Below are 25931 nucleotides of genomic sequence, written 5' to 3' on the forward strand. Positions count from 1 at the left end.
CATTACCAGTTCACTTCACGCTCCGGCGTAGCCGAAATATGGTGGATCGACAGGTCGGCCCCGTCGTATTCCTCTTCCTGCGTCAGGCGCAACCCGACCGCCTTCTTCAGCGCGCCGTACACCGCCCACCCCGCCAGGCCGGCCCAGACGACGCCCATCAGCGTGCCAATGAGCTGCGCCCACACATTCACGCCGCCCATGCCGCCCAGTGCCTGCGTGCCGAAGATGCCCGCCGCGATGCCGCCCCAGGTGCCGCACAGGCCGTGCAGCGGCCACACGCCGAGCACGTCGTCGATCTTCCATTTGTTCTGCACCAGCGTGAACATCTTGACGAAGATCGCGCCCGCCACGCCGCCTACCACCAGCGCGCCCAGCGGGTGCATCAGGTCGGAGCCGGCGCAAATGGCCACGAGCCCCGCGAGCGGACCGTTGTAGACGAAGCCGGGGTCGTTCTTGCCCATGGCCAGCGCCACCAGCGTGCCGCCGACCATCGCCATCAGCGAGTTGACGGCGACGAGGCCCGAAATCTTGTCGATGCTCTGCGCGCTCATCACGTTGAAGCCGAACCAGCCCACGCACAGCACCCATGCGCCCAGCGCCAGGAACGGAATGTTCGACGGCGGGTGAGCGCTCAGCGAGCCGTCGCCCCGGTAGCGGTTGCGCCGCGCGCCCAGCAGCAGCACGGCCGGCAATGCGAGCCATCCGCCCACGGCATGGACCACCACCGAGCCCGCGAAGTCATGGAACTCGTGGCCGGTGAGCGAGGCGATCCAGCCCTGGATGCCGAAGTGCTTGTTCCACGCAATGCCTTCGTACAGCGGATAGACGAAACCGACGATCACTGCCGTGGCGATGAGCTGCGGCCAGAACTTGGCGCGCTCTGCAATGCCCCCCGAGATGATGGCCGGAATGGCTGCGGCAAAGGTCAGCAGGAAGAAGAACTTGACCAGCTCGTAGCCGCTTCTTGCCGACAGTTCGGTGGCGCTCACGAAGAAATGTGTGCCGTAGGCCACGCCGTAGCCCACCAGGAAGTACACGATGGTCGACACCGAGAAGTCGACCAGGATTTTCACCAGCGCATTGACTTGGTTCTTCTTTCGGACGGTGCCGAGCTCCAGAAAGGCAAAACCGGCATGCATGGCCAACACCATGATCGCGCCGAGAAGGATGAACAGCGCGTCTGCGCCCTGTTTGAGTGCGTCCATTGAAGCTTCTTGCAGTTTTTTGGTTTGATTTGGTGCAACGCACCCGAATTGCTCGGAGCGGCGCCACAAGCAAGCAAAAAAGGTGCCTGAAAGCTCTTTGATGGTGCAGTACGAACCAATAACGGGCTTCCCAAGCCCGCTTGCGCACCGGATCAGCCCGCGCCGGCGCGCAGCGCGTCCCGGTAGCGGCGGCTGCAAGGCACCGTGGTGCCGTCGTGCATGTGCAGCCGGGCGTCGCCGCCGTCCAGCGGCTCGATTTCCTTGATGCGGCCCAGGTTCACCGCGTGGCTGCGGTGCACGCGCGCGAAGCGGTCGGGGTCGAGCTGGGTCAGGAAGTCGGTGAGCGTGGCGCGCAGCAGGTAATCGTGGCCGTTGACGTGCAGGCCCACGTAGTTGCCCTCGGCCTGCAGCCAGTCGATGTCGGTGGCGGCGATGAGGAATTCGCGGCGCAGCTTTCGCACGAGGAATCGTTCGGGGCGCGGGGGAGGTGGTGGGGGTGCTTGCGGCATGGAGGGCGCAGCCTCTGTCACGCCCTCCTCCGGCGCATCGAGCACCCGGGCCTCCCCCTGCAACCGCAGCAGGAACCGCCGGTAGACCCAGATGCCGAAGATCATGCTGGCGTACCCCCGCACGTCCTTCAGGTACTCATAGCCCCACTGGGCGGTCCAGTTGGAAAAGCCGTAGTGCTCGCCAACCATCGAATAGACCAGCGAGCGCAGCCCGAACATGCCGGCCACATGGACCACGCTGACCGCGACGCTGGCCGCCAGGTGCCAGGCCAGGAACCGGACCCAGTGCCTGCTCGCCAGCGGCGCCAGCCGGCGCTCGATGGCCACCAGCGCCGGCACCAGTAGCAACAACATGACGTGGCTCGACACCTCCCAGGTCACGACCTCCCAGCGGGCATGCGGCACGGCGCGCGTGCCGACGTCGGCAATCGCGACCAGGGTGCTGAACACGGCCTGCAGCGTCATCAGCACGATCCAGAAGCCCACCTCGACATAGCGGCGGATCGGCTCGTAGCGTTCGTAGAGGTTCTTGCGTGGATCGCCCATGCCCGGAATTCTCGCGAAATCGCCCCTGGGGCCGGCGGATTTCGTCCCTGGCAGCCACCGCTCGTCACAAAGCAGGGGCAATCCGTCCCGGCGGTGCGCCGCCGCGGGGCCGTGCGGCCGAACATCGCGGCCTTCCAGCTTCAAGGCCCCAAGATGCACGCCGCCAACCACACCCCGCCAGACCATCGCCGCCACGACATCGACGCCCTGCGCGCGCTGGCCTTCCTTTTCGTCATCCTCTATCACGTGGGCATGTATTACGTGGCCGGCTGGCACTGGCATCTCAAGAGCCCTCACGAGGCCGAATGGCTGCGCTGGCCGATGGCAATGCTCAACCTCTGGCGCATGGACCTGGTGTTCCTCATCTCCGGCGTGTCGCTGGGTTTCCTGAGCCGGGGCCAGGGCACCTGGGGGCTGCTGCGCAGCCGGGGCCTGAGGCTGATGCTGCCGCTGGCTTTCGGCATGGCGGTGATCGTGCCCTACCAGGCCTATGCGCAGGGCGTGGCCAACGGGATGGTGGCGCCGGGCTTCGGCGCCTTCCTGCTGCGCTACTTGTCGATGAGTGCGCCGTGGCCGAAGCAGGCCTTCGACGGCGCGGATTTCGGCATCACCTGGAACCACCTCTGGTACCTGCCCTACCTGTTCACCTACACGGCGCTGGTGGCGCTGACGCTGCCGCTGTGGAAGTCCGCCGCCGGCCAGCGGGTGCGGCGCGGCTTCAACGGACTGCGCGGCTGGAAGCTGCTGTTGCTGCCTACGGTGCCGCTGCTGCTGTGGACGATGCTGCTGGCCTCGCGCTTTCCGGCCACCCACAACCTGGTGCGCGACTTCCATCTGCACAGCATCTATTTCACGATGTTCCTCTATGGCTACTGGATGGGCGTGGACACCGGCGTCTGGAAGGAACTGGAGCGGCTGCGCCGGGTGTCCCTTGCATCGGCGCTCGCGGTGATCGCCACTTTCTTCGCGCTGCGCGCCGTCACCAGCGGGCCGCCCTCGGGGCTGTCGATGGACGTGCTGCGCGTGCTCTATCTGTGGCTGACGGTCTCGGCCATCCTGGGCTACGGGCACCGGTACCTGAACCGGCCCTGGCCCTGGCTGCGCTGGGCCAACGAGTCGGTGTACCCGTGGTACGTGCTGCACCAGACGCTGATCATCGTGGGCGTGGTACTGCTGGCCCCGCTCGCGCTCGGCCCGGTGGTCGAGCCCGCGCTGCTGGTGGCGCTCACCATCTTCGGCTGCTGGGCGCTGACCGACGGGCTGATCCGCCGCGTCAACTTCATGCGGCCGCTGTTCGGGCTGAAGCTCAGGCGGCCGGCTTCGCGGCAGCCTCTTCCACCGGAACCAGAATGGCGTTCCCCGTCGCCACGAGCTTGAGGGCATCGCCCTCGCCCTGCGCATAGAGTTCGGCCGCGGCAAACACCTGCTTGCGCCCGGCCTTCACCACCCGCCCCCGCGCCACGAAGGCGCGGCCCACGGCGGGCGAGATGCAGTTCACCGAGAAATGCGACGCCAGCACGCGGCCGGCCACGCTGGCGGCCGCAAAGCCGCTCACGGTGTCGAGCAGCGCGCCGATCAGCCCCGCATGCAGGAAGCCGGCGTACTGGCCCATGTCTTCCTCGCGAAAGTCCATGCGCAGTTCGGCTTCGCCGTTGGCGGCGCTCGTGACTTCGAAGCCGGCCCAGCGGTTGAAGGCAGCGGTCTTGTTGATGGCCTGGATGGTGTCGAGCATGGCGTGCAGTCCCTGGAAAGCGGTGCGGGCCACTCTACGAACCACCCCTCGCATTCGTCGTCGCGCGCGTGACCGCCCGCGCGCCGGCGGTTGCCTTGGCGACAGCGGCCGAAAATTTTCTTGCGATGCCTTAACCCCGTTCGCGCGGCCCGTCCGTAGCAGTGGGGGTCTGTCCCACTTTCTTCGAAGGCATCCCATGAAAGCATCGACCTCCGTCTTCCTTCGCGCCACCGCCGGCGCCGCCGTCCTGCTGGTGCTGAGTCTCAGCGCGCAGGGGCAAGCCGCCACGCAGCCGGCCGGCTTTTCCGGCTCGCGCATCACCCAGGTCAAGGTCTATCCCGGCAGCGCCACCATCGATCGCGTGGCGCGGGTGGCGGCCGGCAGCCGTTCGGTCACCTTCGCCTGCCTGCCCGCCGGGCTGGACGTGCAGAGCCTGCAGGTGTCGGCCGACGCATCGGTGCGCGTCGGCGAGACCTCGGTGCTTGGCGAGGCGCGCGAGCTTTCCGCGCAGTGCGCGACCAGCGCGCTCGACGGCCGCATCCGCGAACTCGAGGACCAGAAGGCCGCGCTGCAGGCCGAGAGCGATGCGCTCGGAATGGTCAACGGCTACCTCAAGGGCCTGGCTGGCAGCGGCGGCGACGCGCCCCAGGGCGCCCGCGCGCCGATGGATGCGCGCAACCTCGTGGCCATGACCGAGGCGATGCGCCGTACCGGGCAAGATTCACTGCTCAAGCAGCACAAGATCCAGCGCCGGCAGACCGACATCGACCGCCAGCTCAACCCTCTTCTCGCCGAGCGCACCCGCACCCAAAGCAGCGGCGACCAGGTGATGGCCGTGACGGTCACCCTGGCAGCCAGCGCAGACGCCGACGTCAAGCTCAGCTACCAGGTCAACGGCCCCGGCTGGACGCCCAGCTACCGCGCGCTGCTCGACAGCGGCACGGGCAAGGTCCGCATCGAACGCCAGGCGCTGGTGGCGCAGGCCACGGGCGAAGACTGGCGCGGCGTGAAGCTGGTGCTCTCCACCGGCCAGCCGCGCCGCGAAACCACGGGGCGCCTGCCTTCGGCATGGCGCATCGGCGTGGAGCCGCCACCGCCGGCGCGCCCGCGCAACTACGAGATGGCGCCGATGCCCGCCGCCGCGCCGATAGCCACGGCCCCCGAGAGCGCCAAGCAGTTGCGGGAGCGCCGCGCACCGCTGTTCGACGTGAGCGTGTTCGACAGCAGCTTCGCCACCGAGTTTTCGGTGCCGCAAAGCATCGACGTGCCCTCCAACGGCCAGCGCGTGACCCTGGCGCTGGGCCAGCACGAAGACACCGCCAGGCTGGTCGCTCGCACCAGCCCGCGCGTGGATGCCAGCGCCTTCCTGGTCGCCGACATGGCGCAGCCCGACGGCGTCTGGCCGGCCGGCCCGATGCTGCTGTACCGCGACGGCGCCTTCGTCGGCAATGGCCGCTGGAGCCCCCCCACCGATGCCCGCCTGACGCTGTCCTTCGGCCGCGACGAGCTGGTGCGCGTGCAGGCCGAGCCCGAGCGCGACAACCAGGGCACCGGCGGCTTCGCCGGCTCGCGCGCCGAGCGCAAGGTGCAACGCGCCTATGTGGTCGAGAACCGCCACCGCACGCCTGTCACGGTGGAGGTGCTGGAGGCCGCGCCGGTGTCGGTCGACGAGCAGGTGCGCGTGAGCTCGCAGTTCGCGCCCAGGCCCGACGACCTGTCGTGGAACAAGCAGCCCGGCCTGACGATGTGGCGCTTCGACCTCGACGCCGGCAAGTCCGCCCGCGTGGCGGCCGACTACACCATCGGCTACCCGAAGGACGCGCGGCTGCAGATGCGCTGAGCATCCGGCCGGGCTGCCGGGCTGCCGGGTGGCACCGGCACTTGCAACGCGTCCTCAGATCCGAGTCAGGCCGGCGTGGCATCCTGATGGACCCAACTGCTTTTCCATGGGAGAAAAAACGTGAGAAGGATTCATCGGCGAGGCGCGCTGGCCTTGTCGGCCGCGTGCGCGGCGTCCGCCCTGCTCGCCGTCTCGGGCTGCGAGCAGAAAAGCGCGCCCGCCGCTGCCGCCGCGCCGCCGGAACCTGCCCTGCCGGCCACCGCCATCGGCAGCGTGGAGATCACGCAGGAAGACATCGACTGGTTCCGCCGCAGCAAGGCCGAGTGGATCGACTGCGAATCCGGCGCACCCGGCATCGTGCCGCCCGACCTGACGCTCGAGCAATTCGGCGAAGCGCTCGACGGCGCCGCGTCGCCGGCAGTCGACCGCTTCACCACCGTGGCCTCGGCCTTCTTCCTGCATGCGAGCTTTGCGCAGGGGCACTACGCCTTCCAGCCGCCCTTCGGCCAGCGCGATGCCTTCGACGTGACCGACGAGCACATCCGCCTGCTGCAGCGGGCGAACTGGCGCACCTTCATGATCGACTGCAAGCGCCCGTATGGCGACTTCACCCACTTCGAGATCGACATGGCCGACATCCTCGGCATGCCGCTGAAGAAAGACGCCAAGGGCCGCGCGCAGATCGGCAAGGACGCCGAGCAGCGCATGGACGCGCTGCATGCCGACATGCTCTATGCGCTGCAGGCGTACATCCGCTTCGCGCGGCTCAACCCGGGGCGCTACGTGGTGCCGGGGCGCAGCTTCTCGCGCTTCGTGAGCCGGCCGCTGTGCCGGCCGGTCTCGGCCACGCGCGTCGCGCTCTACCAGCGCGCGCTGAAGGCCGCCGGGCCGCACCCGGATTCGCGCCGCACGGTGGCGCTCAACGAGGCAGCCGCGGCATTGTTCGCACTGGACTGACTCAGGCTTCCTGACCGGGCGCCGTCTCGGGCTTCGGCTTGCCCTTTTGCTTGCGCGCGGCCTTCTTCGCGGCCCGCTCGGCGTCGCGGCGCTGCCCCTCGGCCAGCCACTCGGCAAACTCTTCCGGCGTTTCGAGCGTGATGCGCCCGAGGTTGCCGGCGCGGAACTCGTGCATGACGATTTCCGCGGCCTTCTGCAGGTTGACGCGCCCCTTGCCCAGCAGCGCGCCGCGCTTGCGGCCGATGGTGTCGAGCAGCGCCTCGTCCTTCATTTCGGCCATGGTGGCGGCGTCGAGCTCCACCAGCTTGAAGCGCGCGGCCACGCCGGCGCCGTAGTGCACCTTGAGGTAGTTGAGCAACTCGAGCGCCACTTCTTCCTCGTCGAAGGCGTTGCGCCCCACGGCACCGCTGGCGGCCAGGTTGTAGCCGCTCTTGGGCACGATGATGCGCGGCCACAGCATGCCGGGCGTGTCCCACAGGTAGAAGTCGTCGGCCAGCGTGATGCGCTGTTCGAGCTTGGTGATGCCGGCCTCGTCGCCGGTCTTGGCCTTGCGCCCGCCGGTCAGCGTGTTGATGAGGGTCGACTTGCCCACGTTGGGAATGCCGCAGATCAGCACGCGCATCGGCTTGGCCATGCCGCCGCGGTTGGGCGAGAGCTGGTGGCAGGCCTTCACCAGTTGCTGCGCGGGCGTGGTCTGGCTCGCGTCCAGGCCGATGGCGCGGGTGTCGGGCAACGCGTTGTAGTGCGCGAGCCAGTGCACGGTGCGCTCGGGGTCGGCCAGGTCCTGCTTGTTGAGCACCTTGAGACTGGGCCGCCCGGCCGTGAGCTCCGCCAGCATGGGGTTGGCGCTGGAGCCGGGCAGGCGTGCATCAAGCAGTTCTATGACCACGTCGATGTCTTTCACCCGTTCGGTGATGGCCTTCTGGGTCGCATACATGTGACCGGGGAACCACTGGATCGCCATCGGTAGGCTCTTTCTTTTCGCGCTGACTGGAATTCGGGGAAACGGACCGGCCTTCGGGCCGGGGTGCGAATTGTGAACCGGGAACCTGAACGGTAGCTGCGTGCTACGTTTTCGATAGCTACGCACAGCCATTCTGCCTAGAATTTCCCCGCTGCAAACCGCAGCCATTCCAACAAGACTCCGAGGGAAATCCATGTTCAACCGCCTTGCGGCCGCCACCTTGCTGGCAGCCACCGCCCTGACCGCGACCGTCGTCCATGCACAGCGCCCGTCGCCGCCGCCCGGCCCGATGATCAACGGCTACCTGTGCTGCAACATGCGCACGTACGGCGAGTCGATCAGCGACATCAACTACGACGAGCAGGGCACGAGCATCGTTGCCGTGGGCACCCCGGCGCGCATCACGGCCTACGACTTCCGCTGGTTCAGCCTCGACCTGGGCGGCAAGCCGCAGCGCATCAAAAACGACTACAGCCGCAACATCACGTTGCCGGAGTTTGCACAGCGCTACGTCGTCACCCAGGACCCGAAGCAGAAGATGGCCACCTTCGCGCCCGCCGTGCGCGAGGCCATCCTGGCGGCCAAGGTGATGCCCGGCATGACGCGCGAACAGGTGCTGATGGCTATCGGCTATCCGGTGGCCAGCGAGAACCCCAGCCTCGACGCACCGGTGTGGCGCTACTGGCGCGACAGCTGGTCGGAGTTCCAGGTGCAGTTCGACGACAAGGGCCTGGTGAAGACCGTGGTGGGCGACCCGGTGGCCCTGAGCCGCGTGCTCGCCGCCGCGCCGGCACAGCCTTGAGTTTTCGCGGATTGCGCGTGCATTGCACACACGCGCAATCCCCTAGAGGGTTTTGCGCCGCCTGAGGCACGTCCGCCCCTATCATTTGAGCGAGCGCGGCGCATGAGCGTCGGTCGAATCGAAAACTTTTTTATGGAGTTACCGCGATGAAACCCGTCTCCGAACTGCTCAAGCGCCACGATTCCGCGGCCTGGCGCACCTCTCCCCACGCCACGGTGTTCGATGCGCTGTCCACCCTCGCGCGCTTCGAGGTGGGCGCGCTGATGGTGATGGAGGGCGACAAGCTGGTGGGCTTTCTTTCCGAGCGCGACTACACCCGCAAGGTGGCGCTGCAGGGCAAGAACTCGAAGGAAGTGCGCGTCAGCGAGATCATGACGCCCGACGTGATGACCGTCACCCCGCAAACCCGCACGCGCGCCTGCATGACGCTCATGAGCCAGCGCAAGTTCCGCCACCTGCCGGTGGTCGACGGCGACAAGGTGGTCGGCATGATCTCGATCCAGGACCTGATGGACGACATCATCTCGGACCACGAGGCCACCATCGAGCAACTGACCACGTACATCCAGAGCTGAGAAACCGCCGCATTGCGGACCCTGCCCGGCGCGTGGGTAGGGAATAGACCTACGCACGGTGTGGCGCATCCGGGCGCACAGTGGGCCTTCGTTCATCCATCCAGCAGGGACATTGCATGCAGATTCAGGTCAACACGAGCAACGGCATCACCAACAAGGACGCGCTGGAGCGTTGGGCCGACACCGAAATCAAGCAACACCTGAGCCGTTTCGTCGACGACGTGACCCGCGTCGAGGTACACCTGAGCGACGAGAACCACGACAAGACCGGCGGCGCCGACAAGTGCTGCGTGATGGAGGCGCGCCTCGCGCACCACCAGCCGCTGGCGGTGAAGCAGCACGCGGCCACCCTCGACGAGGCCTTCCGCGGCGCGGCCGACAAGCTCAAGCGGCTGCTCGACAGCACCCTGGGCCGCCTTCACAACCACCGGGACCGGGGCTCGATCCGCACCGACCCCACGTTCATCGCGGAGTAGCCGGCGCGGGCGGCGGTGACGCTGCCCTCAGCCCCGCTTCGCGTTGGCCATGCCCTTGGCCACTTCGTTGGAGCCCTGCGCCGCGCCGCTCTGCGGCACGATCTCGCCTTCGCGCTCCGTCACCTCAGACAGGCGCGCGGCCAGTTGTTCAGGCGTGTCGGCCTCGATGCCCAGCCAGGCGCCTTGCGTCAGCGTGATGTGCGCCGCCTCGAAGGTGCCGGCGCCAGCACAGAGGATGGTGCGGTTCGGCGCGTCCTGCGCGGCCAGCACCAGCATGGCGGGCACCACGGCCTCGGGGCGGAAGGCCTCGAGCATTTCCTTGGGGAACAGGTCCTCGGTCATGCGGGTGGCGGCGGTGGGGGCCAGGCAGTTGACACGGATGTCGTTCTTCGCGCCTTCGATGCTCAGCGTTTGCATCAGGCCCACCAGCGCCAGCTTGGCGGCGCCGTAGTTGCTCTGGCCGAAGTTGCCGTACAGGCCCGAAGAAGACGTGGTCATCACGATGCGGCCGTACTTCTGCTCGTTCATGAGCGCCCAGACGGCCTTGGTGCAGTTCACGGCGCCCATCAGGTGCACGTCGACCACCAGCTTGAAGTCGGCCAGTTCCATCTTCGCGAAGCTCTTGTCGCGCAGGATGCCTGCGTTGTTGACGAGGATGTCGACGCGGCCCCAGGCGTCGACAGCTTCCTTGACCATGGCCTGAACCGCCTCGAAGTCGGTCACGGAGGCGCCGTTGGCAATGGCTTCGCCGCCGGCCGCCTTGATCTCATCGACCACCGCCTGCGCGGCACTCACCGAACCGCCGGAGCCGTCGCGCGCGCCGCCGAGGTCGTTCACCACCACCTTGGCGCCGCGCGCGGCCAGCGCCAGCGCATGCTGGCGGCCCAGCCCGCCGCCCGCGCCGGTCACGATGGCCACGCGGCCCTTGAAGTCGATGCTGCTGTTGCTGCTGCTCATGTCTCGTTGTCGCTTTCCTAGGGAGTTGCTTGCCGTTGTTCGTTGCCGCCCGGAAGGCGGCAGCGTGGCGTTTTACCCCAGAAAGGCGCCGGCGCGCAGTCCTGCGCGCGTCAGCCGCCCGGCCCCGGTTCAACCGTGGGAAGCCCGCACCTGTTCGCAGTACGCCACCAGCTGGTCGAGCTCGGCGGACTTGTCGAAGAAGGCATCGGCGCCCAGTTGCTCCGAACGCTGGCGCATGTCGGTGGTGGCGTAGTTGCTGAGCACCACCACCTTCTGGTGCGGCGCGCGGTTGCGGCAGGCCTGGATCACGCCGAGGCCGTTGCCGCGCTTCAGGAACAGGTCGACGATGGTCAGGTCCCAGTCGTCGCTGTGCAGGCGCAGCCAGCTCACGGCCTCGTCCTCGGTACTGGCGGATGCCACGACCTCGGCATCGGCCACGTCCTGCAGGAAACCGACGAGGTTGTCGCGGATCACGGGGCTGTCTTCGACGAGGTAGGCCCTGAAACTCATGGCGACAACCCCGGCTCGGCGGCTGGCCGGTAAGTATTGGAGGACGAAGGTGGTCGATGCATGGACCACATCCTCGCCACCCGGGCGCCGCTCACGGTGAGCCAGGCGGGCCAATGCCTGTAGGCCATCGGCCAGCACGCCTGTCGGCATGCGAGGCGCGGAGCCTGCCCAGGTGCCCCGCGTAGGGCTAGGCCGCCAGCGCCGCCACGCGGCCGCGCGTCATGCCCAGCCGCGCGGGCGACACGTACTGCTCGCGATAGATCTCGAAGGGCATCGTGTCGGCCGCCTCGATGCGCTTCTGCTCCTGGATCGACTCGGCAGTCATCCGCTCGAACGCGGCCTGCTGCTCGGCCGAGAACGGCAGCGCCAGCAGCGCGGCGCGGGTCTGCTCCGACTGCGCGCGCACGAAGCCGACGAAGGAGTTGCCATGCTGCTGCTCGATGGCCGCCAGCACGCGGGCCGAAGGCAGGCTGTCGGGGTCCTGCAGCGCGGCCAGCGCGGCACGCACTGCGTCGACATGCTGCGTGCCGCCGCCATGCGCCGCGTCGAGCGCAGCGGCAATCGGCAGGCACTGCTCGGCCAGCTCCACGCCCCAGTCGGCCAGCGAAACTTCGCGGCCGCCGCGCGCGAGAAGCAGGCCCGGCTCGCGGCCGCGAGCGGCGGTGAGGTGCTGGTTGCGCGCGAGGTCGGCGATTTCCTGCGGGGTGTCGTCAGGGCTGTCGCTCAGCAGGCAGTGCAGCAGGAACACGTCGATGAAGCGCATGGTCTGCGCGTTGATGCCGACGGTCTCGAAGGGGTCGAGGTCCATCAGGCGCACCTCGACGTATTCCACGCCGCGCTCGCGCAACGCATGCAGCGGGCGCTCGCCGGGGTTGATGACGCGCTTGGGGCGGATGGTGCCGTAGAACTCGTTCTCGATCTGCAGCAGGCTGGTGGCGAGCTGGTTGTAGTCGCCGCCAAGGTTGCGGATGCCGATGGCCTCGTAGGCCGGCCACGGGCGCGTGAGCGCGTCCTGCAGCGAGGCACCGTAGCCCTCCAGGCTGTTGTAGCTCACCGCCAGCGAGGCCTGCGCGTCGCTCTGGTAGCCCAGCCGGCCCATGCGCAGCGAGGTGCCGTGCGGCATGAACATGCTGCCGTCGCCCAGCGGCTGCAGCTCGTGCGGGCGGCCCGCCACGAAGCTCGAACACAGCGCCGGCGAAGCGCCGAACAGGTACAGCAGCAGGAAGGCGTGGCGGCGGAAATTGCGGATCAGCGCGAAGTACTGTTCGCTGGACACCTCGGGCAGCGACCAGTTGTAGTGAATGCCCGAGATGGTCTGCATGCGCCGGCCATAGCGGTGGCTCAGGCCCATGCGGTAGACGCTCTTGGCGCGGCCCACGTTCGACGAGCCATAACGGCCGATCGGAATGGTCTCGTCGGTGGGCAGGCCGCAGGGCATGCTCGACACCCAGAGGCGCTCGTCGCCCAGCGTGTCGAGCACCCGGTAGGTGAACTGGTGCACCCGCGTGAGCTCTTCCAGTGCCGACTCGACGCCGCCGTGCACGCCCGTGATGAGTTCGAGCTGCGATTCGCTGAAGTCGGTCGTGATGTGCGGATGCGTGAGCGCCGAACCCAGCGCCAGCGGATGCGGCGTGAGCGCGAGCTTGCCGTCCGGCAACGCCCGCAGGCTTTCCTTCTCGATTCCGCGTCGCATGCCTTTCAGTCGTGTCGCTGAAAGAGCACCCAACCTCTCCTGCAATCTGTTGCTCATATTGTTATGACCCATCAATCTTCTGAGGGGCTGGAAGGTAGCACGGGCGCGCGCACGTTGCTTGCGCAGGGAATCCCGCATTCGGCTACCCTGCCGGGCGCTACTTTTTTGATAGCTTCACGCATAGCTGCCAAGCGGGTTGAACGGCTCGACCGTACCTTGATACCGGCCGGAATCAGGCCTTGGCGCGGCCCGCCGAGAGGTCGATCTCGTCGGACTGGTAGGCATGGATCTCCGGCGTGCCCTCGGCCATGGCCGCCAGCGCCTTGGCGAAGGCGCGCGAGGCGTCCACCCGGAAGTGCGCCTGCAGCGCGGCCATGTCGCTCCAGCGCTCCACGAAGGTCAGGCGCAGCGGCTGCAGCACATCGGTGGTCACTTCATGCGAGATGCAGCCCGGCTCGGCGCGCGAGCGCTGTACGTGCTCGGTGCTGATGGCCAGCATCGCCTGCAGGGTGTCGGGCTTTGCCAGCGCGTGTCCGATGACCAGGATCATGGGGTCGTCTCCTTCAGCCGAGCACCCGCAGCAGAAAGCGGTTCAGGTCGGCAATTTCTTCCGTGCACACCGAATGCGCCATCGTGTATTCGTGCCACTCGACGGTGTAGCCCAGGGCGATGAGCGCGTCGCGCGAGCGCACGGCGCCGGCCAGGGGCACCACCGGGTCCTGCCGGCCGTGCGCCAGGAACACTGGCGTCTCGTGGTTGGCGGCATGGCGCTCGGCCGCGGTGGTGGCCGCGATCGGCAGGTAGCCCGAGAGGCCGACGATGCCCGCCAGCCGTTCGGTGTGGCGCAGGCCCGTCATGAGGGCCATGGCGCAGCCTTGCGAGAAGCCCGCCACCACGATGCGGCCGGCGGCGATGCCCCGGGCCTTCTCGCTGGCGATGAGCGCCTCGATGGTGGCCTGCGAGCGGCGCAGGCCGGCCTCGTCTTCGCGCGCCGCGAGATCGGCCACGGCGATGTCGTACCAGGCCGGCATCTGGTAGCCGCCGTTGATGGTCACGGGAATGACGGGCGCGTTGGGGAACACGAAGCGCACCGGGCCCACGGCCGCCAGGTCGAGTTCATTGGCGATCGGCACGAAGTCGTTGCCGTCGGCGCCGAGGCCGTGCATCACGATCACCGTGGCGGTGGGGTTGGGGGCGGTTTCTATCTCGATGGGGGGACGGGACATGGTCGGGCAAAGGTATTCAGGAACGCGAATGACCGGACCTTAGCGCATTCGGGGCCTGCCAGAGGCATGGAAACGGCCGGTTGGCTGACTTGCACATGGTTGCGCCGCGCCCAACATGGTTCGCAAAGACACCAAGGAAACCCCGAGTGAGCCATTCCCCTCCCCTGGTAGAGACCAAGCTGGCCGGCGTCGTGCTGGTCTGCGGCGACTGCGAAGAACGCAAGGACGGCCCCACGAAGCTCAGGGCCAGGCAGGTCCGCAAGGAACTGAAGCACAGCCTCTCGCACCTGCCGGTGCGGCTGCGCGTGGTGCAGTGCAGTTGCCTCGGCCTGTGCCCCAGGAAGGCCGTCGCGCTCGCCGCCGTGGCGCAGGGCCATGCCCCGCTGGCCGCCGAGGCGTGCCACGAGGAAGACGTGGAAGCCTTCGCCAAGGCGCTGGCCCGGTCCGTCAAGTAAAGCAGCTGCAGCGGACTATTCGGCCTTGATGCCGACTGCCTTCACGATCTGCGCATAGCGCTCGTATTCGCTCGACACTTGCGCCTGGAACTGGCGCTGCGGATGACCGGTGGCCTCGATGCCCTGTGCTGCGAGTTCGGCGCGGGCAGCCGGTGTCTGCACGATGCGGCCAGCATCGGCCGCGATGGCGTCGACCACCGGTTGCGGCGTGCGCGCCGGCGCGAACAAACCGAACCAGGTGCCCGAGCGATAGCCCGCATAGGTCTCGCCCACGGTGGGCACCTCGGGCAGCAGCGCATGGCGCTTCTCGCCGCTGGTGCCCAGCGCCACCAGCCGGCCGCTACGGATCTGGGGCAGCGCCGGGCCCACGGCGATGAACATCACGTCGACCTGCCCTGCGATCACGTCCTGCATGCCCAGCGGGCCGCCGCGGTACGGGATGTGGGTGACGTAGATGCCCGCCTTCTGCTTGAGCAGTTCCATGCTGAGCTGCTGCGGACTGCCGTTGCCGGCCGAGGCGTAGTTGATGCGGCCCGGATGGGCCTTGGCCGCGCGCACGAAGTCGGCCACCGTGCGAAAGCCCGTCTTCGGGTTGGCCACCAGCACGAAGTCGATCTGCCCGAGCGACACCACCGGCACCAGGTCGCGCCGCGCGTCGTAGGGCAGGCCGGCCTGGATGTTGGGGAGGATGGTGATCGGCCCGTCGGCCCCCACCAGCAGCGAATAGCCGTCGGGCTGGGCCTTGGCCAGGCCGTCGGCCGCCAGGATGCCCGCCGCGCCGGCGCGGTTGTCGATCACCACGGGCTGCTTCCATTGTTCCGAAAGCCGCTGCCCCAGAAAGCGCGCCAGCACGTCGGGCGAACTGCCGGGCGTGTTCGCGACAGTGATGTGCACAGGCTTCGACGGGTAGGCCACTGCAGCAGGCTGCTGCGCCTGCGCGGCCAGGGGAAGCGATACGCCGGCCCACAACGCGCCCAGGGCGAATATCGGAGTCAGCAGGAAACGGGCGCGCATGGTGAACTTTCGTTAGCGGAAGACAAAGCGCGCGATTCTGGAGCGCTACCGCCCGCAGGCAAACGACCCATTTGTCAGATGCTTAGGTGCGTTCGGGCATATGCCACCGCCTCCCTGCGCCCCCGATAGGGACACGGGCACCCCGGATGCAACACAATGGCGTTTCGCATGAAGACCACCACCTCGCAACCGAAGCCCCCTCTTGCCGCCCCTGCCGCCGCGGCGCCGTTCGACAGCGAACGGCTGCTGCGCGACAGCGGCCTGCGCGTGACGCGCGCCGCGCAGACCGTGCTCGAACTGCTCGAACACAGCTCCCAGCCGCTGACCCACGAGGAAGTGGCCGCCGCCTACACCGCCGCCGCCGGCGAGGCGCCCGACCGCGTCACGGTCTACCGCGTGCTCGACCGGCTGGTCGAGGCCGGCCTGTGCGACCGCCGGGTGGGCGCCGACCGGGTCAACCGCTTCTCGCGCCACGTCGAGGCCGCCTCGGGCAACACCTTCGAATGCGACCAGTGCCACAAGGTGCTGGCACTGCCGTCCGACCCGGAATTGCCGAAGGTGATGGGCAGGCTGGGCAAGGCGCTGCGCAAGCAGGGCATCGACACCCGCCACACCGCCCTCACCCTGCACGGCACCTGCGGAGAGTGCGCACGGTAGCTTCGGCCGTTCACGCGTTCCAGGACGGGAACGGATCGGGAAAGTTCTGCCACCACGAGGCGCCGAAGCGCATCTCGTTTTCCGTCAGCAGGCAGGCGTCCAGCCGCGCACGCAGCGCGTCTTCATCCATGCCGATGCCGATCAGCACCAGCTCCTGCCGCGCGTCGCCCGTGGCCGGGTCCCAGTTCCTGCGGATCAGATCCAGCGCCTCCGGGTCGGTCGGCCAGTGCTCGCGCGGCACCGCCGCCCACCAGAAGCCTGCCGCGCCGTAGCGGCAGGCACCACCGGCCTGCGACCACGAGCCGGCGCGCGTGGCGCGGCTGGCGAGCCAGAAAAAGCCCTTGGAGCGCACCACGCCCTCCCACTCGCTTTGCACCAGCTTCCAGAAGCGCATCGGGTGGAACGGCAGGCGCGAACGGTAGACGAAGCTGCGAATGCCGTATTCCTCGGTTTCGGGCAGGTGCTCGCCACGCAGCTCGGCCAGCCAGCCGGGCGCCTGCTCGGCCTCTTCGAAGTCGAACAGGCCGGTGTCCAGCACCCGGTCGAGCGCCACGCGGCCGAACTCCGACACCTCGATGCGGGCGCGCGGATTCAGGCTGTGCAGGATCGCCATCAGCCGCTCGCGCTCCTCGGCGGTGACCAGGTCGATCTTGTTGACCACCAGCACGTCGCAGAACTCGACCTGCTCGATAAGCAGGTCGACCACCGTGCGCGTGTCCTCGTCGCCGAGCGACTGGCCGCGCTTGCCAAGGCTGTCGGCCGAGCTGTAGTCGCGCAGGAAGTTGAAGGCGTCGACCACCGTCACCATGGTGTCGAGCCGCGCCACGTCGGCCAGGCTCTTGCCGTCTTCACCGGCGAAGGTGAAGGTCTCGGCCACGGGCAGCGGCTCGGAGATGCCGGTGGACTCGATCACCAGCTGGTCGAAGCGGCCCTCCTTGGCGAGCCGGCCCACCTCCACCAGCAAGTCTTCGCGCAAGGTGCAGCAGATGCAGCCGTTGCTCATCTCGACCAGCTTCTCGTCGGTGCGCGACAGCTGCGCGCCGCCGTCGCGCACCAGCGCAGCGTCGATGTTGACATCGCTCATGTCGTTGACGATGACCGCCACGCGGCGGCCTTCGCGGTTGTGGAGGATGTGGTTCAGCAGCGTGGTCTTGCCGGCACCGAGAAAGCCGGAGAGCACGGTGACGGGGAGGCGATCGGCCATGGGGGCAGGCTCCATATATGCAACAGGATTGCATTATATGGATCAACGCAACTTGGTTGCGTTTGCCTTTCGCGCAGGTCGCCCGCGCCGTCCCGCCGCTCAGTATTGAAGCTGCGGATACCAGTCCTTGCCCCGCCCTTCAGGCGTCATGTCCAGCAGGCTCCAGATCGGCATCGGGTCAGGCGCGCCGCGCGGGTCCTGCCCGGGGTCGGCGGTGCCGGGGCTCATCTCGGCGGCCCAGAAATGGCGGATGGTGTCGCCGTCGCGCCGGAACACGTTGAACGCCGGGTTGTCGCCGCCGTCGGGCTTCTCGCCGGCGTAGTCGCGGTTGAAGTCGTTGCCGCCCGACGAGTACAGCGGCAGATGGCGCCAGCCACGCTCCCGCGCAAACGCCGTCATGCGGTCGATGGGCGAGGTGGCGATCACCGCGAACGCCACGCGCTGCAGGATGTCGGGCATTTCGCCGTCGTAGGCGCTGAGCAGCGACGTGCACATGGGGCATGGCCGCTCGCGCTTCGGGCCGAACATCCAGTTGTAGGTGATGAGGGTGCCGTGCTTGCCGAACAGTTCGGAGAACTTCACCTGTCCATCGGCGCCCTGGAACACATAGTCGTGCGGCACGACGCCGCCCGGCGGCAGCGCGCGGCGCATCTCGGCCACGCGCTCGATGCGGCGGCGCAGATCGATTTCTTCGGCGAGCAACTCGGTGCGCGCCTTGCGGTACTCGGCGCTTTCGCCGGGGAAGCGGACGGGGTTGGACCTTGCGAGCTGGCTTGCCGAAGCAAGGCCCAAGGACTCTGCACTGGAAGACATGGCGGATCACCTCCTGAGGCCGAGAGATGGGGATTGACGTTGATCGCCGCGCCATCTTGCTGCCGAATATCTCGCTGCGCCAGTACGCGCTTTTCCCCTGCCGGGCCTGGAGTTGTCCTACGCCGCCCTACATCTCGAAAGCCTCGACCTGCCGCCCGTCGATGTCGGTGAAGCCATAGGCGCGCGCCAGGTCGGCCACGCGCAGCACCTCGCCGGTCTTGTCCATGACGGCATGGTCGGCCGCCAGCGCGGCCACCGCCCGGCCAAGGTAGCGCGGCGATTCGGTGCGCGCGAGTTCGGGCCTTTCCTGCCAGTGCGCCTCGTCGGTCTTGTGCCCGGCCAGCACGAATTCCGTGCGCATCCAGCCCGGCGACACCGCGACGGACGCAACGCCGTGCGGCTTCAGCTCGTGCGCCATGCCGAAGGCCAGCCGCGTCATCGACGCCTTGGCCAGGTCGTAGAACAGGCTGCCGCGCAGGTAACGGCCCCGGTCCCAGAAGGTGGTGGTGACGATCAGCCCCTTCTTCTGCCGCACCAGCATCGGCGCGGCGCAGCGGCTGGCCACCAGATGGTTGCGCACGCCGCGGTCGAACATGGTGTCCCAGTTGGAGAGCGGATGCTCCCAGAACGGCGCCTCGAATACGCCGTTGAAGCTCTCGTGGCCGCCCCAGGCGTTGTTGACGAGCAGGTCGAGTCGGCCATGCTCGCTGTCCACGCGTGCGAACAGCGCGGCCACCTCGTCTTCGCGGGTGTGGTCGCACTGCACGGCGATGCCCCGGCCGCCTTGGCGCGTGACCTCGTCGGCGGTGTCGTCGATGCTGCCGGGCAGCGCCTTCAGGTCCGACAGGGCCAGCAGTTGGCCGTAGCTGGCGGCAGGCTGTTCGCGCGTGCTGCGTCCGGTGACGTACACGGTGGCGCCGGCTGCGCCCAGTTCGATCGCAATGCCGCGCCCGGCGCCCCTGCTCGCACCCGTTACCACCGCCACGCAGTCCTTCAGCGGACGGTCTGTGCTTTCTTGTTTCTGCATCTTTTCGGCTCCTTGCTTGAGAGCGAACGAAGATAGCCCGCGCTCAATCGCCCGTCTTGGAAGAAACCGAAGCCGCGCGTCCCAGGAACTCGGTCGGCGTGACGCCGCACAGCGCGCGGAACTCGTTGACGAGGTGCGACTGGTCGTAGAAGCCGCCTTCCAGCGCAAGGTCCGCCCAGTCCGGTGCCGGCCGCTGCCGCAGCGCGCGCAGGCAGCCATGCATCCGCGCGAGCCGGCTCCAGGCGCGCGGCGACAGCCCGACGTGCGCATGAAAGAGCTGTTGCAGGCGCCGCTCGCCGACACCGACTGCCGCCGCCACCTCGCGCAGCGGCAGGCGCCCTTCGGACGCCGCGATCAGCCGCGCCGCATACATGGCGATGTCGTTGCCCGCGATGCGGCTGTCGCGCAAGCGCTGTGACAGGGCCGCGTGAAGCAGCGCCACACGCTGTGCATCGTCCGGCGCTTCGGCCATGCGCTCGAGCAACGCCGCCCCCTCCCCCCTCCACAGCGCATCGAGGTGGACCGCGCCGCCGCCGATCTCGCCGGCCGGCAGCCCGAGCAAGCAGGCAGCGGCGCCGGGACGCAGCGTGACGGAAAGCCCCTCGACCTTGCCCCGCATGCGTACCACGACCGGTGCGGCCGAGGCGCCGATGGCCTCCACCGCCAGCCCGTCGCCACTCCCCGCGGAGGGCGCGTCGCCGAAGTTGAAGACCAGCCGCACCGCGCCGTCGGGCAGCACGCGCTCGCGCATCTCGTGGCCTTCTGCAAACGTCTCGCGGTACAGCATGACGTGCGACACGTGCCCGCGCAGCGCGGCGCCCACCGGAAACGCGCGCAGCGTGCCAGCGGGCATGGCCGATTCCGGCCCGTGCAGGGGGTCGTCTTCGAGCCGGAGGAAAAGGCGTTCGCCCATGGATGCCGATTGTGTTGAAAAACGCCCCTGGTGGGCGTGCCGGCTGGAGCTCGCTGAAAATCGGCCGTTCGCCTTGTTCGCTCCCCCTCTCCCGCATGCCCGCCATCGCCCTCCCCGTTCTCTACTCGTTCCGCCGCTGCCCGTACGCCATGCGCGCCCGGCTCGCACTGGTGGCCGCTGAGCAAGCCTGCGAGCTGCGCGAGGTGGTGCTGAAGAACAAGCCCGCAGAAATGCTCGCCGCCTCGCCCAAGGGCACGGTGCCGGTGCTGCTGACCGGCGACGGCACGGTGCTGGAGCAAAGCCTGGACGTGATGCTCTGGGCCCTGCGCCGCAACGATCCCCTGCGCTGGCTGGCGCCCGAGGCCGGCACGCTTGCGGACATGCTCGCGCTGGTCGCCGAATGCGACGAGGGCTTCAAGCCCTTGCTCGACCGCTACAAGTACCCCGACCGCCATGCGGACGGCGGCGTGCCGGCCCGCGACCGGGGCGCGCTATTCCTGCGCAGTCTCGAAGACCGGCTATCGGCCTCGCCGCAGCTCACCGGCGGCCATTCCACGCTGGCCGACGCCGCGCTGATGCCCTTCGTGCGCCAGTTCGCGATGGTCGACGCCGCATGGTTCGCCGCGCAGCCGTGGCCCCGCCTGCAGGCATGGCTAGACGGCTGGACCGGCTCCGAACTGTTCGAACGCGTCATGCACAAGTACGAGCCCTGGAAGACCGGCGAGGCCGGCGTCCGTTTCTAGGCAGACATCACCGCCGCAGACGCACGCTGGATGCACTCGATGAAGTGCTGCGCCGCCGGCGTCGACAGCTGCCCCTTGCGCCGCAGCACGCACACATTGAGCATGGGCAGCGACTCGTCGACGTCGACCCGGCGGATGCCGTGGCGCTTGAAAGTCAGCTTGACCAGCGGCTCGACGAACAGGCCGATCAGGTCCATGTTCCCCACCAGCCCGAGCGCCACCGTCACCGACTGACCCTGGATGATGCGCGAGGGCGGCGGCAGCCCCAGCGGCGTGAACAGCGGCGCCACCGACTCGCGCCCGCGGTCGTCGTCGCCCGGCAATATCCATTCGGCCGGGTACAGGTCGAGCAGCGAGCGCGCCCCGCGCAGCGGATGGCGGTTTCGCATGCCCACCACCAGCTGCACCGGAAACAGCTCCAGCGCCTCGAACTGCGGATCGAGCGTGCCCGGCACCACGTGGGCCACCGCGAAGTCGAGGTAGCCGTCGCGCAGCCGCGCCAGCATCCACGGCAGAACCGCTTCGCTGAACTGCACGTCGACGGCGGGCAGGCGGGTGTGGAAATCCTTGAACGCGGGGGGCAGCACGGTGAGCGCGAACGAGGCGCTCACGGCCATCGACACCGTGCCGGTGGCGCCGTCGCGGATCTGCGCGATCTCGTCCCGCGCGCGCTGCATGTCGGCCAGCAGCAGCCGCGCGCGCGGCGCAAAGGCCTGGCCGAACTCGGTGAGCCGCACGCCCTTGACGCTGCGCTCCACCAGCGGCGCGCCGACCTCGCGCTCCAGCTCGCGCACGATCTTCGTCACCGCCGGCTGAGACAGCCCCAGCACCCGGGCCGCGGCGCGGATGCTCATCTGCTCGACCACCGCCACGAAGGCGTGCAACTGATTGGGTTTCATGACAACCAAAAGTTATCGTTATGGCCCAATTATTGTCTTTTCATGACAGCGGCGAGTCTCTAGCATCCGGCGCGGCCAGGGGCATACATACCTTTGGCAGACATCCATACAAAGCAAGCACACACTGGAGAGACATGAGCACCCCAAGCAACCCGCCGGCTTCGAGCCCCGCGCGCCGGCGCCAGACCATCGTTGCCACCACCATCGGCAACGGCCTGGAGTTCTTCGACTTCACCGTCTACGGCTTCCTGGCGCTCGTGATCGGCAAGCTCTTCTTTCCGACCTTCAATTCCTACGGGCAACTGCTGCTGACGGTGGCGAGCTTCGGCGTGGGCTTCATCATGCGGCCGCTGGGCGGCATCGTCATCGGCGCCTATGCGGACCGCGCGGGCCGCAAGAAGGCCATGACGCTCACCATCTTCCTCATGGCGCTGGGCTGCGCGCTGATCGCGTTCACGCCCACCTACGCGAGCATCGGCGTCGCGGCGCCGATCGTCATCGTGCTGGCGCGGCTCATCCAGGGTTTCTCCGCCGGCGGCGAGGTGGGCGCTTCGACCACCCTGCTGGTGGAACACGCAACGCCGGCCAACCGCGGCTACATGGCGAGCTGGCAGTTCGCCAGCCAGGGCCTGGGCGTGCTGATGGGCGCCGTGGTGGTGGGCGTGCTCACGACCGCGCTCTCGGCCGAGTCCATGCAGAGCTGGGGCTGGCGCGTGCCCTTCGTGATCGGCATGCTGATCGCGCCGGTGGGCATGTACATCCGCCGCCACCTGGAAGAGTCACTGCACATCTCGCCGGCCGAAGCCGCCGCGCCGCGCGAAAGCAGCCTGAAGATCGTCTGCACGCGGCACGGCAAGACGGTGCTGGCCGCCATCCTCACGCTGGTGGGCGGCACCACGGCGGCCTACGTGGTCACGTTCTACATGCCGACCTATGCGGTGCGCGAACTCGGGTTCACGCCCTCGGTGGCGCTGTTCGGCGCCGCGCTCACCGGCCTCATCTCGTTCGCTTTCGCGCCCTTCGTGGGCAAGCTGTCGGACGTGGTGGGCCGCAAGCCGCTCATCCTGTGGAGCCGCATCGCGCTGGCCGTGCTCATCTACCCGGGCTTCCTGTGGCTCAACGCCTCGCCCACGCCCACGGTGCTGTTCGTGGTGCTCGGTGTCTTCAGCTTGGGCCTGGTGGTGCAGACGGTGCCCGGCATCACGATGCTGCCGGAGATGTTTCCGAAGGCTGTGCGCGCGAGCGGCATGTCGCTGGTGTACAGCGTGGGCGTGGCCCTGTTCGGCGGCTTCGCGCCCTTCATCAGCACCTGGCTGCTAAACGCCACGGGCAGCAAGCTGGCGCCGGCCTGGTACCTGGTGGCGATGACGGTCGTCTCGCTGCTCGGCCTGCTCTGGCTGCGCGACCATACGGGCCGCGACATCGACGCGGCGGGCGCCCACGCGGCGGGCTGACCACAGCCCCCTAAATTCAAACTCAAAGCCAACACAGACAGGAGTCCCCACCTCATGCCAACACAACGCTCCGCCGCCACGCGGCATTTCTCGGGCACGTATGCCGAAGCCCGCGCCAAGTTCCTCGAGGCCGCCGCCCAGCGCGGCGCGGCCGTCGAGTCGTTCGTGCTTGAGGCGCACCGCGGCGCGCTCGGCGAAGAGCTGGCCACCGACGTCGCGCTGATCGGCGCCATCGACGCGAAGAAGCTGCTGCTCGTGACCTCGGGCACGCACGGCCCCGAAGGCTTCAGCGGCTCGGGCGCGCAGATCGCCACGCTGAACGACGCAGACCTGCTCTCGCGCCTGGAGCAGGCCGGCGTGGCGCTGCTGCTGGTGCATGCCGTCAACCCGCACGGCTTTTCGCACCTGCACCGCACCAACGAAGACAACATCGACCTGAACCGCAACCACATCGACTTCAACGCGCCGCTGCCGGTGAACACCGCCTACGCCGAAGTCGAGCCGCTGGTGCTGCCCGCCAGCTGGCCACCCACGCCCACCGACGAGGCCGCCGTGGGCGCCTACATCCAGATGCACGGCATGACCGCCTTCCGCGCGGCCGTGACCAAGGGCCAGTACACCTCGCCCGACGGCCTGTTCTACGGCGGCACCGCGCCGTCGTGGAGCAACAGGACCATCCGCAAGATCCTGCGCAAGTACGCGGCCTCGGCCACGCACCTGGGCTGGATCGACGTGCACACCGGCCTGGGCCCCTACGGCCACGGCGAGAAGATCTACCCGGGCCGCAACACGCCCGAAGACCTGGCGCTGGCCCACGCCTGGTGGGGCGCCGACGTGTTCGCCCCGTTCGCGGGCGACTCGGCCTCGGCCGACGTGTCGGGCCCGGTCATCTCGACCGCCTACGACGAATGCCCGAACGCCCGCGTGGCGCCGATGGGCCTGGAGTTCGGCACGCTGCCCGACCTGGAAGTGCTGAACCGCCTGCGCGCCGACACCTGGCTGCGCCGCCACCCAGAGGCGCCCGAATCGCAGAAGCGCGAGATCCGCCAGCAGCTGCGCGACGCGTTCTACTGCGACAACGAGGAATGGAAAGGCATGGTGCTGGGGCAGACCCGCGTCGTGCTGCTGCAGACGCTACAAGGCCTGCGCAAAGCCTGAAGAGACAGGCAGCGTCCGGACTTCAGCCGAAGTTCGGCGCGCGCCGTTCGCGCAGCGAGGCGATGCCCTCGCGCACGTCGGCGCCTGCGAAGCCCATGAATTCGAGTGCCAGCGAGGCATCGAAGGTCGGGCCGGCCTGGCGCAGCCAGTTGTTCAGCGCGTACTTGGTCAGGCGAATCGCGCTCTGGCTGCCGGCCGCGAGCCGGTCGGCCACCTCATAGGCGCGCGGCAGCAGCTCGGCTTCGTCCACCGCGAGCGACACGAGGCCGATGCGCTCGGCCTCCTCGCCGCTCACCGGCTCGCACAGCAGCAGGTGGTACTTGGCCTTGGCCATGCCGCACAGCAGCGGCCACACGATGGCCGCATGGTCGCCCGCCGCCACGCCCAGTCGCGTGTGGCCGTCGACGATCTTCGCGCTCTTGGTGGCAATGGAAATGTCGGCCAGCAGGCCCGCCACCAGCCCCGCGCCCACGGCCGGTCCATGCATGGCGCTGACGATGGGCTTGTCGCAGTTGATGATGTTGTAGACCAGATCACGCGCCTCGCGCCACACGCGCTGGCGCACCGCGTCGTCGGTGGTCATGTCCTGCACCATCGCGAGGTCGCCACCGCCCGAGAAGCCCTGGCCCTCGCCCCGCAGCACCGCGCAGCGCACCGTGTCGTCGGCCGACACGTCGCGCCAGATCTCGGCGAGTTCGCGGTGGCCGTCGTGTCCGGCCGTCGGCAGCTTGCCGTTGGCCGCGCGCATCTGGATGTCGAGCACCGCGCCGTTCGCGCCCCGGCGCGTGATGGCAAGGGTTTGATAGCGGGTGTAGTCCATGGCGAATCCGTGTTCTATTTCTTGGCGGCGATTTCGCGGCAGCGCCGCACGTTGCTGTCGAAGCGCGCCGCGAGGCCGGGCTCGCATGCATCGTCGCCGGGAGTAAGTCTGCACATGCCGACCACCACGTAGTCCATGACCGCCGCGGTGCACATCGGGTAGGCCGCAAGCTCGGGGTTGGCCTTGACCTTGAAGCCCCAGCGGTCCGAGAACTCCACCGTACGCGCCATCGCGTCGTGGAAGAAGCTGCGGTCCTTCGCGGCGATGGCGGCTTCCATGCGCGGCAACTCCTCGTTCAGGTAGCCGACCGAATCGAGCGGGAAGTCGGACGGGTTCTGCTGCGCCGTGGCCATGGATGCGGCCAGCACCAGAGGCAAGGCAGCGAAGATGCGCAAGGCCGGAGCGAGCGCGGAACGAAGGAACAGGCGTTGAAGGTGCATGGCCGTGAATTCTGCAACGTTTTGAAGCACTTTTGAATTCCCGGCGATGCGCGGGCGCGACGACGCCTACTTTCCCTTCTTCTGCTTGTCGTACTTGCGCCAGTACTGGAACTCGTCCTCGTGCACTTCGAGGTCGATCTCCGAAATGCGCAGCTGCAGCCGTTCCTGCACCTCGGCCACGGCCTTGTTGTAGACCAGCGGGCCGACTTCCTCGAGGAAGAAGCCGAGCAGCGCGCCGGCGCCGATGTTGCCGATCGGCTCTTCCATGTTCTCGCGGAAATAGCGCTCGATGGACGTGATGGCCTGCTGGCGCGCTTCCTTGGAAATCTCGATGGTCATGGA

Annotated in this window: 29 protein-coding genes; 11 read left to right on the top strand and 18 right to left on the bottom strand. The window is 68.3% G+C overall.

All coding sequences use genetic code 11. The annotated features are described in order from the left end of the window. Positions 1-2: 2 nt before the first annotated feature. A complete protein-coding gene (locus ACWV14_RS21825) occupies positions 3-1205 on the bottom strand; it encodes an ammonium transporter (protein WP_106935068.1) in 1203 nt (400 codons plus the stop codon). A gap of 152 nt (positions 1206-1357) precedes the next feature. Then, positions 1358-2260 (bottom strand): LytTR family DNA-binding domain-containing protein, encoded by a 903-nt coding sequence (locus ACWV14_RS21830; protein WP_454903685.1) that lies wholly within the window; start codon positions 2258-2260, stop codon positions 1358-1360. A 153-nt stretch (positions 2261-2413) separates the two neighbouring features. Here ACWV14_RS21830 and ACWV14_RS21835 point away from each other — a divergent pair, with 153 nt between their 5' ends. Further along, the gene (locus ACWV14_RS21835) at positions 2414-3637 is read left to right on the top strand and encodes an acyltransferase family protein (RefSeq protein ID WP_454903687.1); all 1224 of its coding nucleotides are present in this window, start codon (positions 2414-2416) and stop codon (positions 3635-3637) included. Here the strand turns inward: ACWV14_RS21835 and ACWV14_RS21840 are convergent. Next, the gene (locus ACWV14_RS21840; RefSeq protein ID WP_422087449.1) at positions 3567-3992 is read right to left on the bottom strand and encodes a PaaI family thioesterase; all 426 of its coding nucleotides are present in this window, start codon (positions 3990-3992) and stop codon (positions 3567-3569) included. The genes ACWV14_RS21835 and ACWV14_RS21840 overlap by 71 nt on opposite strands. A 196-nt stretch (positions 3993-4188) precedes the next feature. Here ACWV14_RS21840 and ACWV14_RS21845 point away from each other — a divergent pair, with 196 nt between their 5' ends. Next, complete coding sequence (locus tag ACWV14_RS21845; protein ID WP_454903689.1) at positions 4189-5832, top strand: DUF4139 domain-containing protein; 1644 nt, start codon at positions 4189-4191, stop codon at positions 5830-5832. A gap of 120 nt (positions 5833-5952) precedes the next feature. Next, positions 5953-6789: a hypothetical protein gene (locus ACWV14_RS21850; protein ID WP_454903690.1), complete on the top strand. Its 837-nt coding sequence runs from the start codon at positions 5953-5955 to the stop codon at positions 6787-6789. 1 nt (position 6790) lies between these two features. Here the strand turns inward: ACWV14_RS21850 and ylqF are convergent, their stop codons facing one another. After that, entirely contained in the window at positions 6791-7753 is a 963-nt protein-coding gene (gene ylqF / locus ACWV14_RS21855) for a ribosome biogenesis GTPase YlqF (protein ID WP_422087452.1), read from the bottom strand. 193 nt (positions 7754-7946) lie between these two features. Between ylqF and bamE the strand changes: the two genes are divergently transcribed. From bamE to ACWV14_RS21870, 3 genes are all read left to right on the top strand, one after another. Next, positions 7947-8555 (top strand): outer membrane protein assembly factor BamE domain-containing protein, encoded by a 609-nt coding sequence (bamE, locus tag ACWV14_RS21860; protein ID WP_454903691.1) that lies wholly within the window; start codon positions 7947-7949, stop codon positions 8553-8555. A gap of 146 nt (positions 8556-8701) precedes the next feature. After that, the gene (locus ACWV14_RS21865) at positions 8702-9130 is read left to right on the top strand and encodes a CBS domain-containing protein (RefSeq protein ID WP_454903692.1); all 429 of its coding nucleotides are present in this window, start codon (positions 8702-8704) and stop codon (positions 9128-9130) included. Between the two features lie 116 nt (positions 9131-9246). After that, positions 9247-9606, top strand: coding sequence for an HPF/RaiA family ribosome-associated protein (locus tag ACWV14_RS21870; RefSeq protein ID WP_422087455.1), 360 nt, complete (start codon positions 9247-9249; stop codon positions 9604-9606). A 27-nt stretch (positions 9607-9633) separates the two neighbouring features. Here the strand turns inward: ACWV14_RS21870 and ACWV14_RS21875 are convergent, their stop codons facing one another. From ACWV14_RS21875 to ACWV14_RS21895, 5 genes are all read right to left on the bottom strand, one after another. Next, the gene (locus ACWV14_RS21875; protein ID WP_285413040.1) at positions 9634-10563 is read right to left on the bottom strand and encodes an SDR family NAD(P)-dependent oxidoreductase; all 930 of its coding nucleotides are present in this window, start codon (positions 10561-10563) and stop codon (positions 9634-9636) included. A 129-nt stretch (positions 10564-10692) separates the two neighbouring features. Further along, on the bottom strand, positions 10693-11073 hold the full coding sequence (locus ACWV14_RS21880) for a response regulator (RefSeq protein ID WP_454903693.1): 381 nt from the start codon (positions 11071-11073) through the stop codon (positions 10693-10695). A gap of 187 nt (positions 11074-11260) precedes the next feature. Continuing rightward, on the bottom strand, positions 11261-12823 hold the full coding sequence (gene gshA / locus ACWV14_RS21885) for a glutamate--cysteine ligase (protein WP_454903694.1): 1563 nt from the start codon (positions 12821-12823) through the stop codon (positions 11261-11263). Positions 12824-12998: 175 nt separating this feature from the next. Further along, positions 12999-13316, bottom strand: coding sequence for a putative quinol monooxygenase (locus ACWV14_RS21890; RefSeq protein WP_454903696.1), 318 nt, complete (start codon positions 13314-13316; stop codon positions 12999-13001). 13 nt (positions 13317-13329) lie between these two features. Continuing rightward, the gene (locus ACWV14_RS21895) at positions 13330-13992 is read right to left on the bottom strand and encodes an alpha/beta hydrolase (protein ID WP_454903698.1); all 663 of its coding nucleotides are present in this window, start codon (positions 13990-13992) and stop codon (positions 13330-13332) included. A gap of 146 nt (positions 13993-14138) precedes the next feature. Between ACWV14_RS21895 and ACWV14_RS21900 the strand changes: the two genes are divergently transcribed. Next, positions 14139-14447, top strand: a complete 309-nt coding sequence (locus ACWV14_RS21900; RefSeq protein ID WP_454903700.1) for a hypothetical protein — start codon at positions 14139-14141, stop codon at positions 14445-14447. 15 nt (positions 14448-14462) lie between these two features. Here ACWV14_RS21900 and ACWV14_RS21905 read toward each other — a convergent pair whose 3' ends face one another. Beyond that, positions 14463-15461, bottom strand: coding sequence for a Bug family tripartite tricarboxylate transporter substrate binding protein (locus tag ACWV14_RS21905; RefSeq protein ID WP_454903702.1), 999 nt, complete (start codon positions 15459-15461; stop codon positions 14463-14465). 168 nt (positions 15462-15629) lie between these two features. Here ACWV14_RS21905 and ACWV14_RS21910 point away from each other — a divergent pair, with 168 nt between their 5' ends. Beyond that, positions 15630-16118 (top strand): Fur family transcriptional regulator, encoded by a 489-nt coding sequence (locus tag ACWV14_RS21910; protein ID WP_422087464.1) that lies wholly within the window; start codon positions 15630-15632, stop codon positions 16116-16118. A 10-nt stretch (positions 16119-16128) separates the two neighbouring features. Here the strand turns inward: ACWV14_RS21910 and zigA are convergent, their stop codons facing one another. From zigA to ACWV14_RS21930, 4 genes are all read right to left on the bottom strand, one after another. Further along, positions 16129-17322: a zinc metallochaperone GTPase ZigA gene (gene zigA, locus ACWV14_RS21915; RefSeq protein WP_454903704.1), complete on the bottom strand. Its 1194-nt coding sequence runs from the start codon at positions 17320-17322 to the stop codon at positions 16129-16131. 99 nt (positions 17323-17421) lie between these two features. Then, complete coding sequence (locus ACWV14_RS21920; protein WP_454903705.1) at positions 17422-18135, bottom strand: DUF899 family protein; 714 nt, start codon at positions 18133-18135, stop codon at positions 17422-17424. 127 nt (positions 18136-18262) lie between these two features. Next, a complete protein-coding gene (locus ACWV14_RS21925; RefSeq protein ID WP_454903706.1) occupies positions 18263-19162 on the bottom strand; it encodes an SDR family oxidoreductase in 900 nt (299 codons plus the stop codon). A gap of 43 nt (positions 19163-19205) precedes the next feature. Then, the gene (locus ACWV14_RS21930) at positions 19206-20075 is read right to left on the bottom strand and encodes a helix-turn-helix domain-containing protein (RefSeq protein WP_454903707.1); all 870 of its coding nucleotides are present in this window, start codon (positions 20073-20075) and stop codon (positions 19206-19208) included. 95 nt (positions 20076-20170) lie between these two features. Between ACWV14_RS21930 and ACWV14_RS21935 the strand changes: the two genes are divergently transcribed. Then, positions 20171-20818: a glutathione S-transferase gene (locus ACWV14_RS21935; RefSeq protein WP_454903708.1), complete on the top strand. Its 648-nt coding sequence runs from the start codon at positions 20171-20173 to the stop codon at positions 20816-20818. Here the strand turns inward: ACWV14_RS21935 and ACWV14_RS21940 are convergent. After that, entirely contained in the window at positions 20815-21717 is a 903-nt protein-coding gene (locus tag ACWV14_RS21940) for a LysR family transcriptional regulator (RefSeq protein WP_454903710.1), read from the bottom strand. The genes ACWV14_RS21935 and ACWV14_RS21940 overlap by 4 nt on opposite strands. A 134-nt stretch (positions 21718-21851) precedes the next feature. On the opposite strand from ACWV14_RS21940, the gene ACWV14_RS21945 reads away from it, so the two are divergent. Together ACWV14_RS21945 and ACWV14_RS21950 are read left to right on the top strand one after the other, a co-directional pair. Continuing rightward, complete coding sequence (locus ACWV14_RS21945; RefSeq protein WP_454903711.1) at positions 21852-23171, top strand: MFS transporter; 1320 nt, start codon at positions 21852-21854, stop codon at positions 23169-23171. Between the two features lie 54 nt (positions 23172-23225). Continuing rightward, the gene (locus ACWV14_RS21950; RefSeq protein WP_454903713.1) at positions 23226-24329 is read left to right on the top strand and encodes a M14 family metallopeptidase; all 1104 of its coding nucleotides are present in this window, start codon (positions 23226-23228) and stop codon (positions 24327-24329) included. A 22-nt stretch (positions 24330-24351) separates the two neighbouring features. Here the strand turns inward: ACWV14_RS21950 and ACWV14_RS21955 are convergent, their stop codons facing one another. The 3 genes from ACWV14_RS21955 to ACWV14_RS21965 all read right to left on the bottom strand — a co-directional run bounded on the left by ACWV14_RS21955 (position 24352) and on the right by ACWV14_RS21965 (position 25928). Then, positions 24352-25149, bottom strand: a complete 798-nt coding sequence (locus tag ACWV14_RS21955) for an enoyl-CoA hydratase/isomerase family protein (protein ID WP_454903714.1) — start codon at positions 25147-25149, stop codon at positions 24352-24354. A 14-nt stretch (positions 25150-25163) separates the two neighbouring features. Continuing rightward, positions 25164-25589, bottom strand: coding sequence for a hypothetical protein (locus tag ACWV14_RS21960; protein WP_422087474.1), 426 nt, complete (start codon positions 25587-25589; stop codon positions 25164-25166). 66 nt (positions 25590-25655) lie between these two features. Continuing rightward, positions 25656-25928 carry a DUF2164 domain-containing protein gene (locus tag ACWV14_RS21965; protein WP_237679590.1) on the bottom strand — a complete coding sequence of 91 codons (273 nt, stop codon included), beginning with the start codon at positions 25926-25928 and terminating at the stop codon, positions 25656-25658. Between the last annotated feature and the right edge of the window lie 3 nt (positions 25929-25931).

The organism is Variovorax durovernensis, from assembly GCF_977011995.1.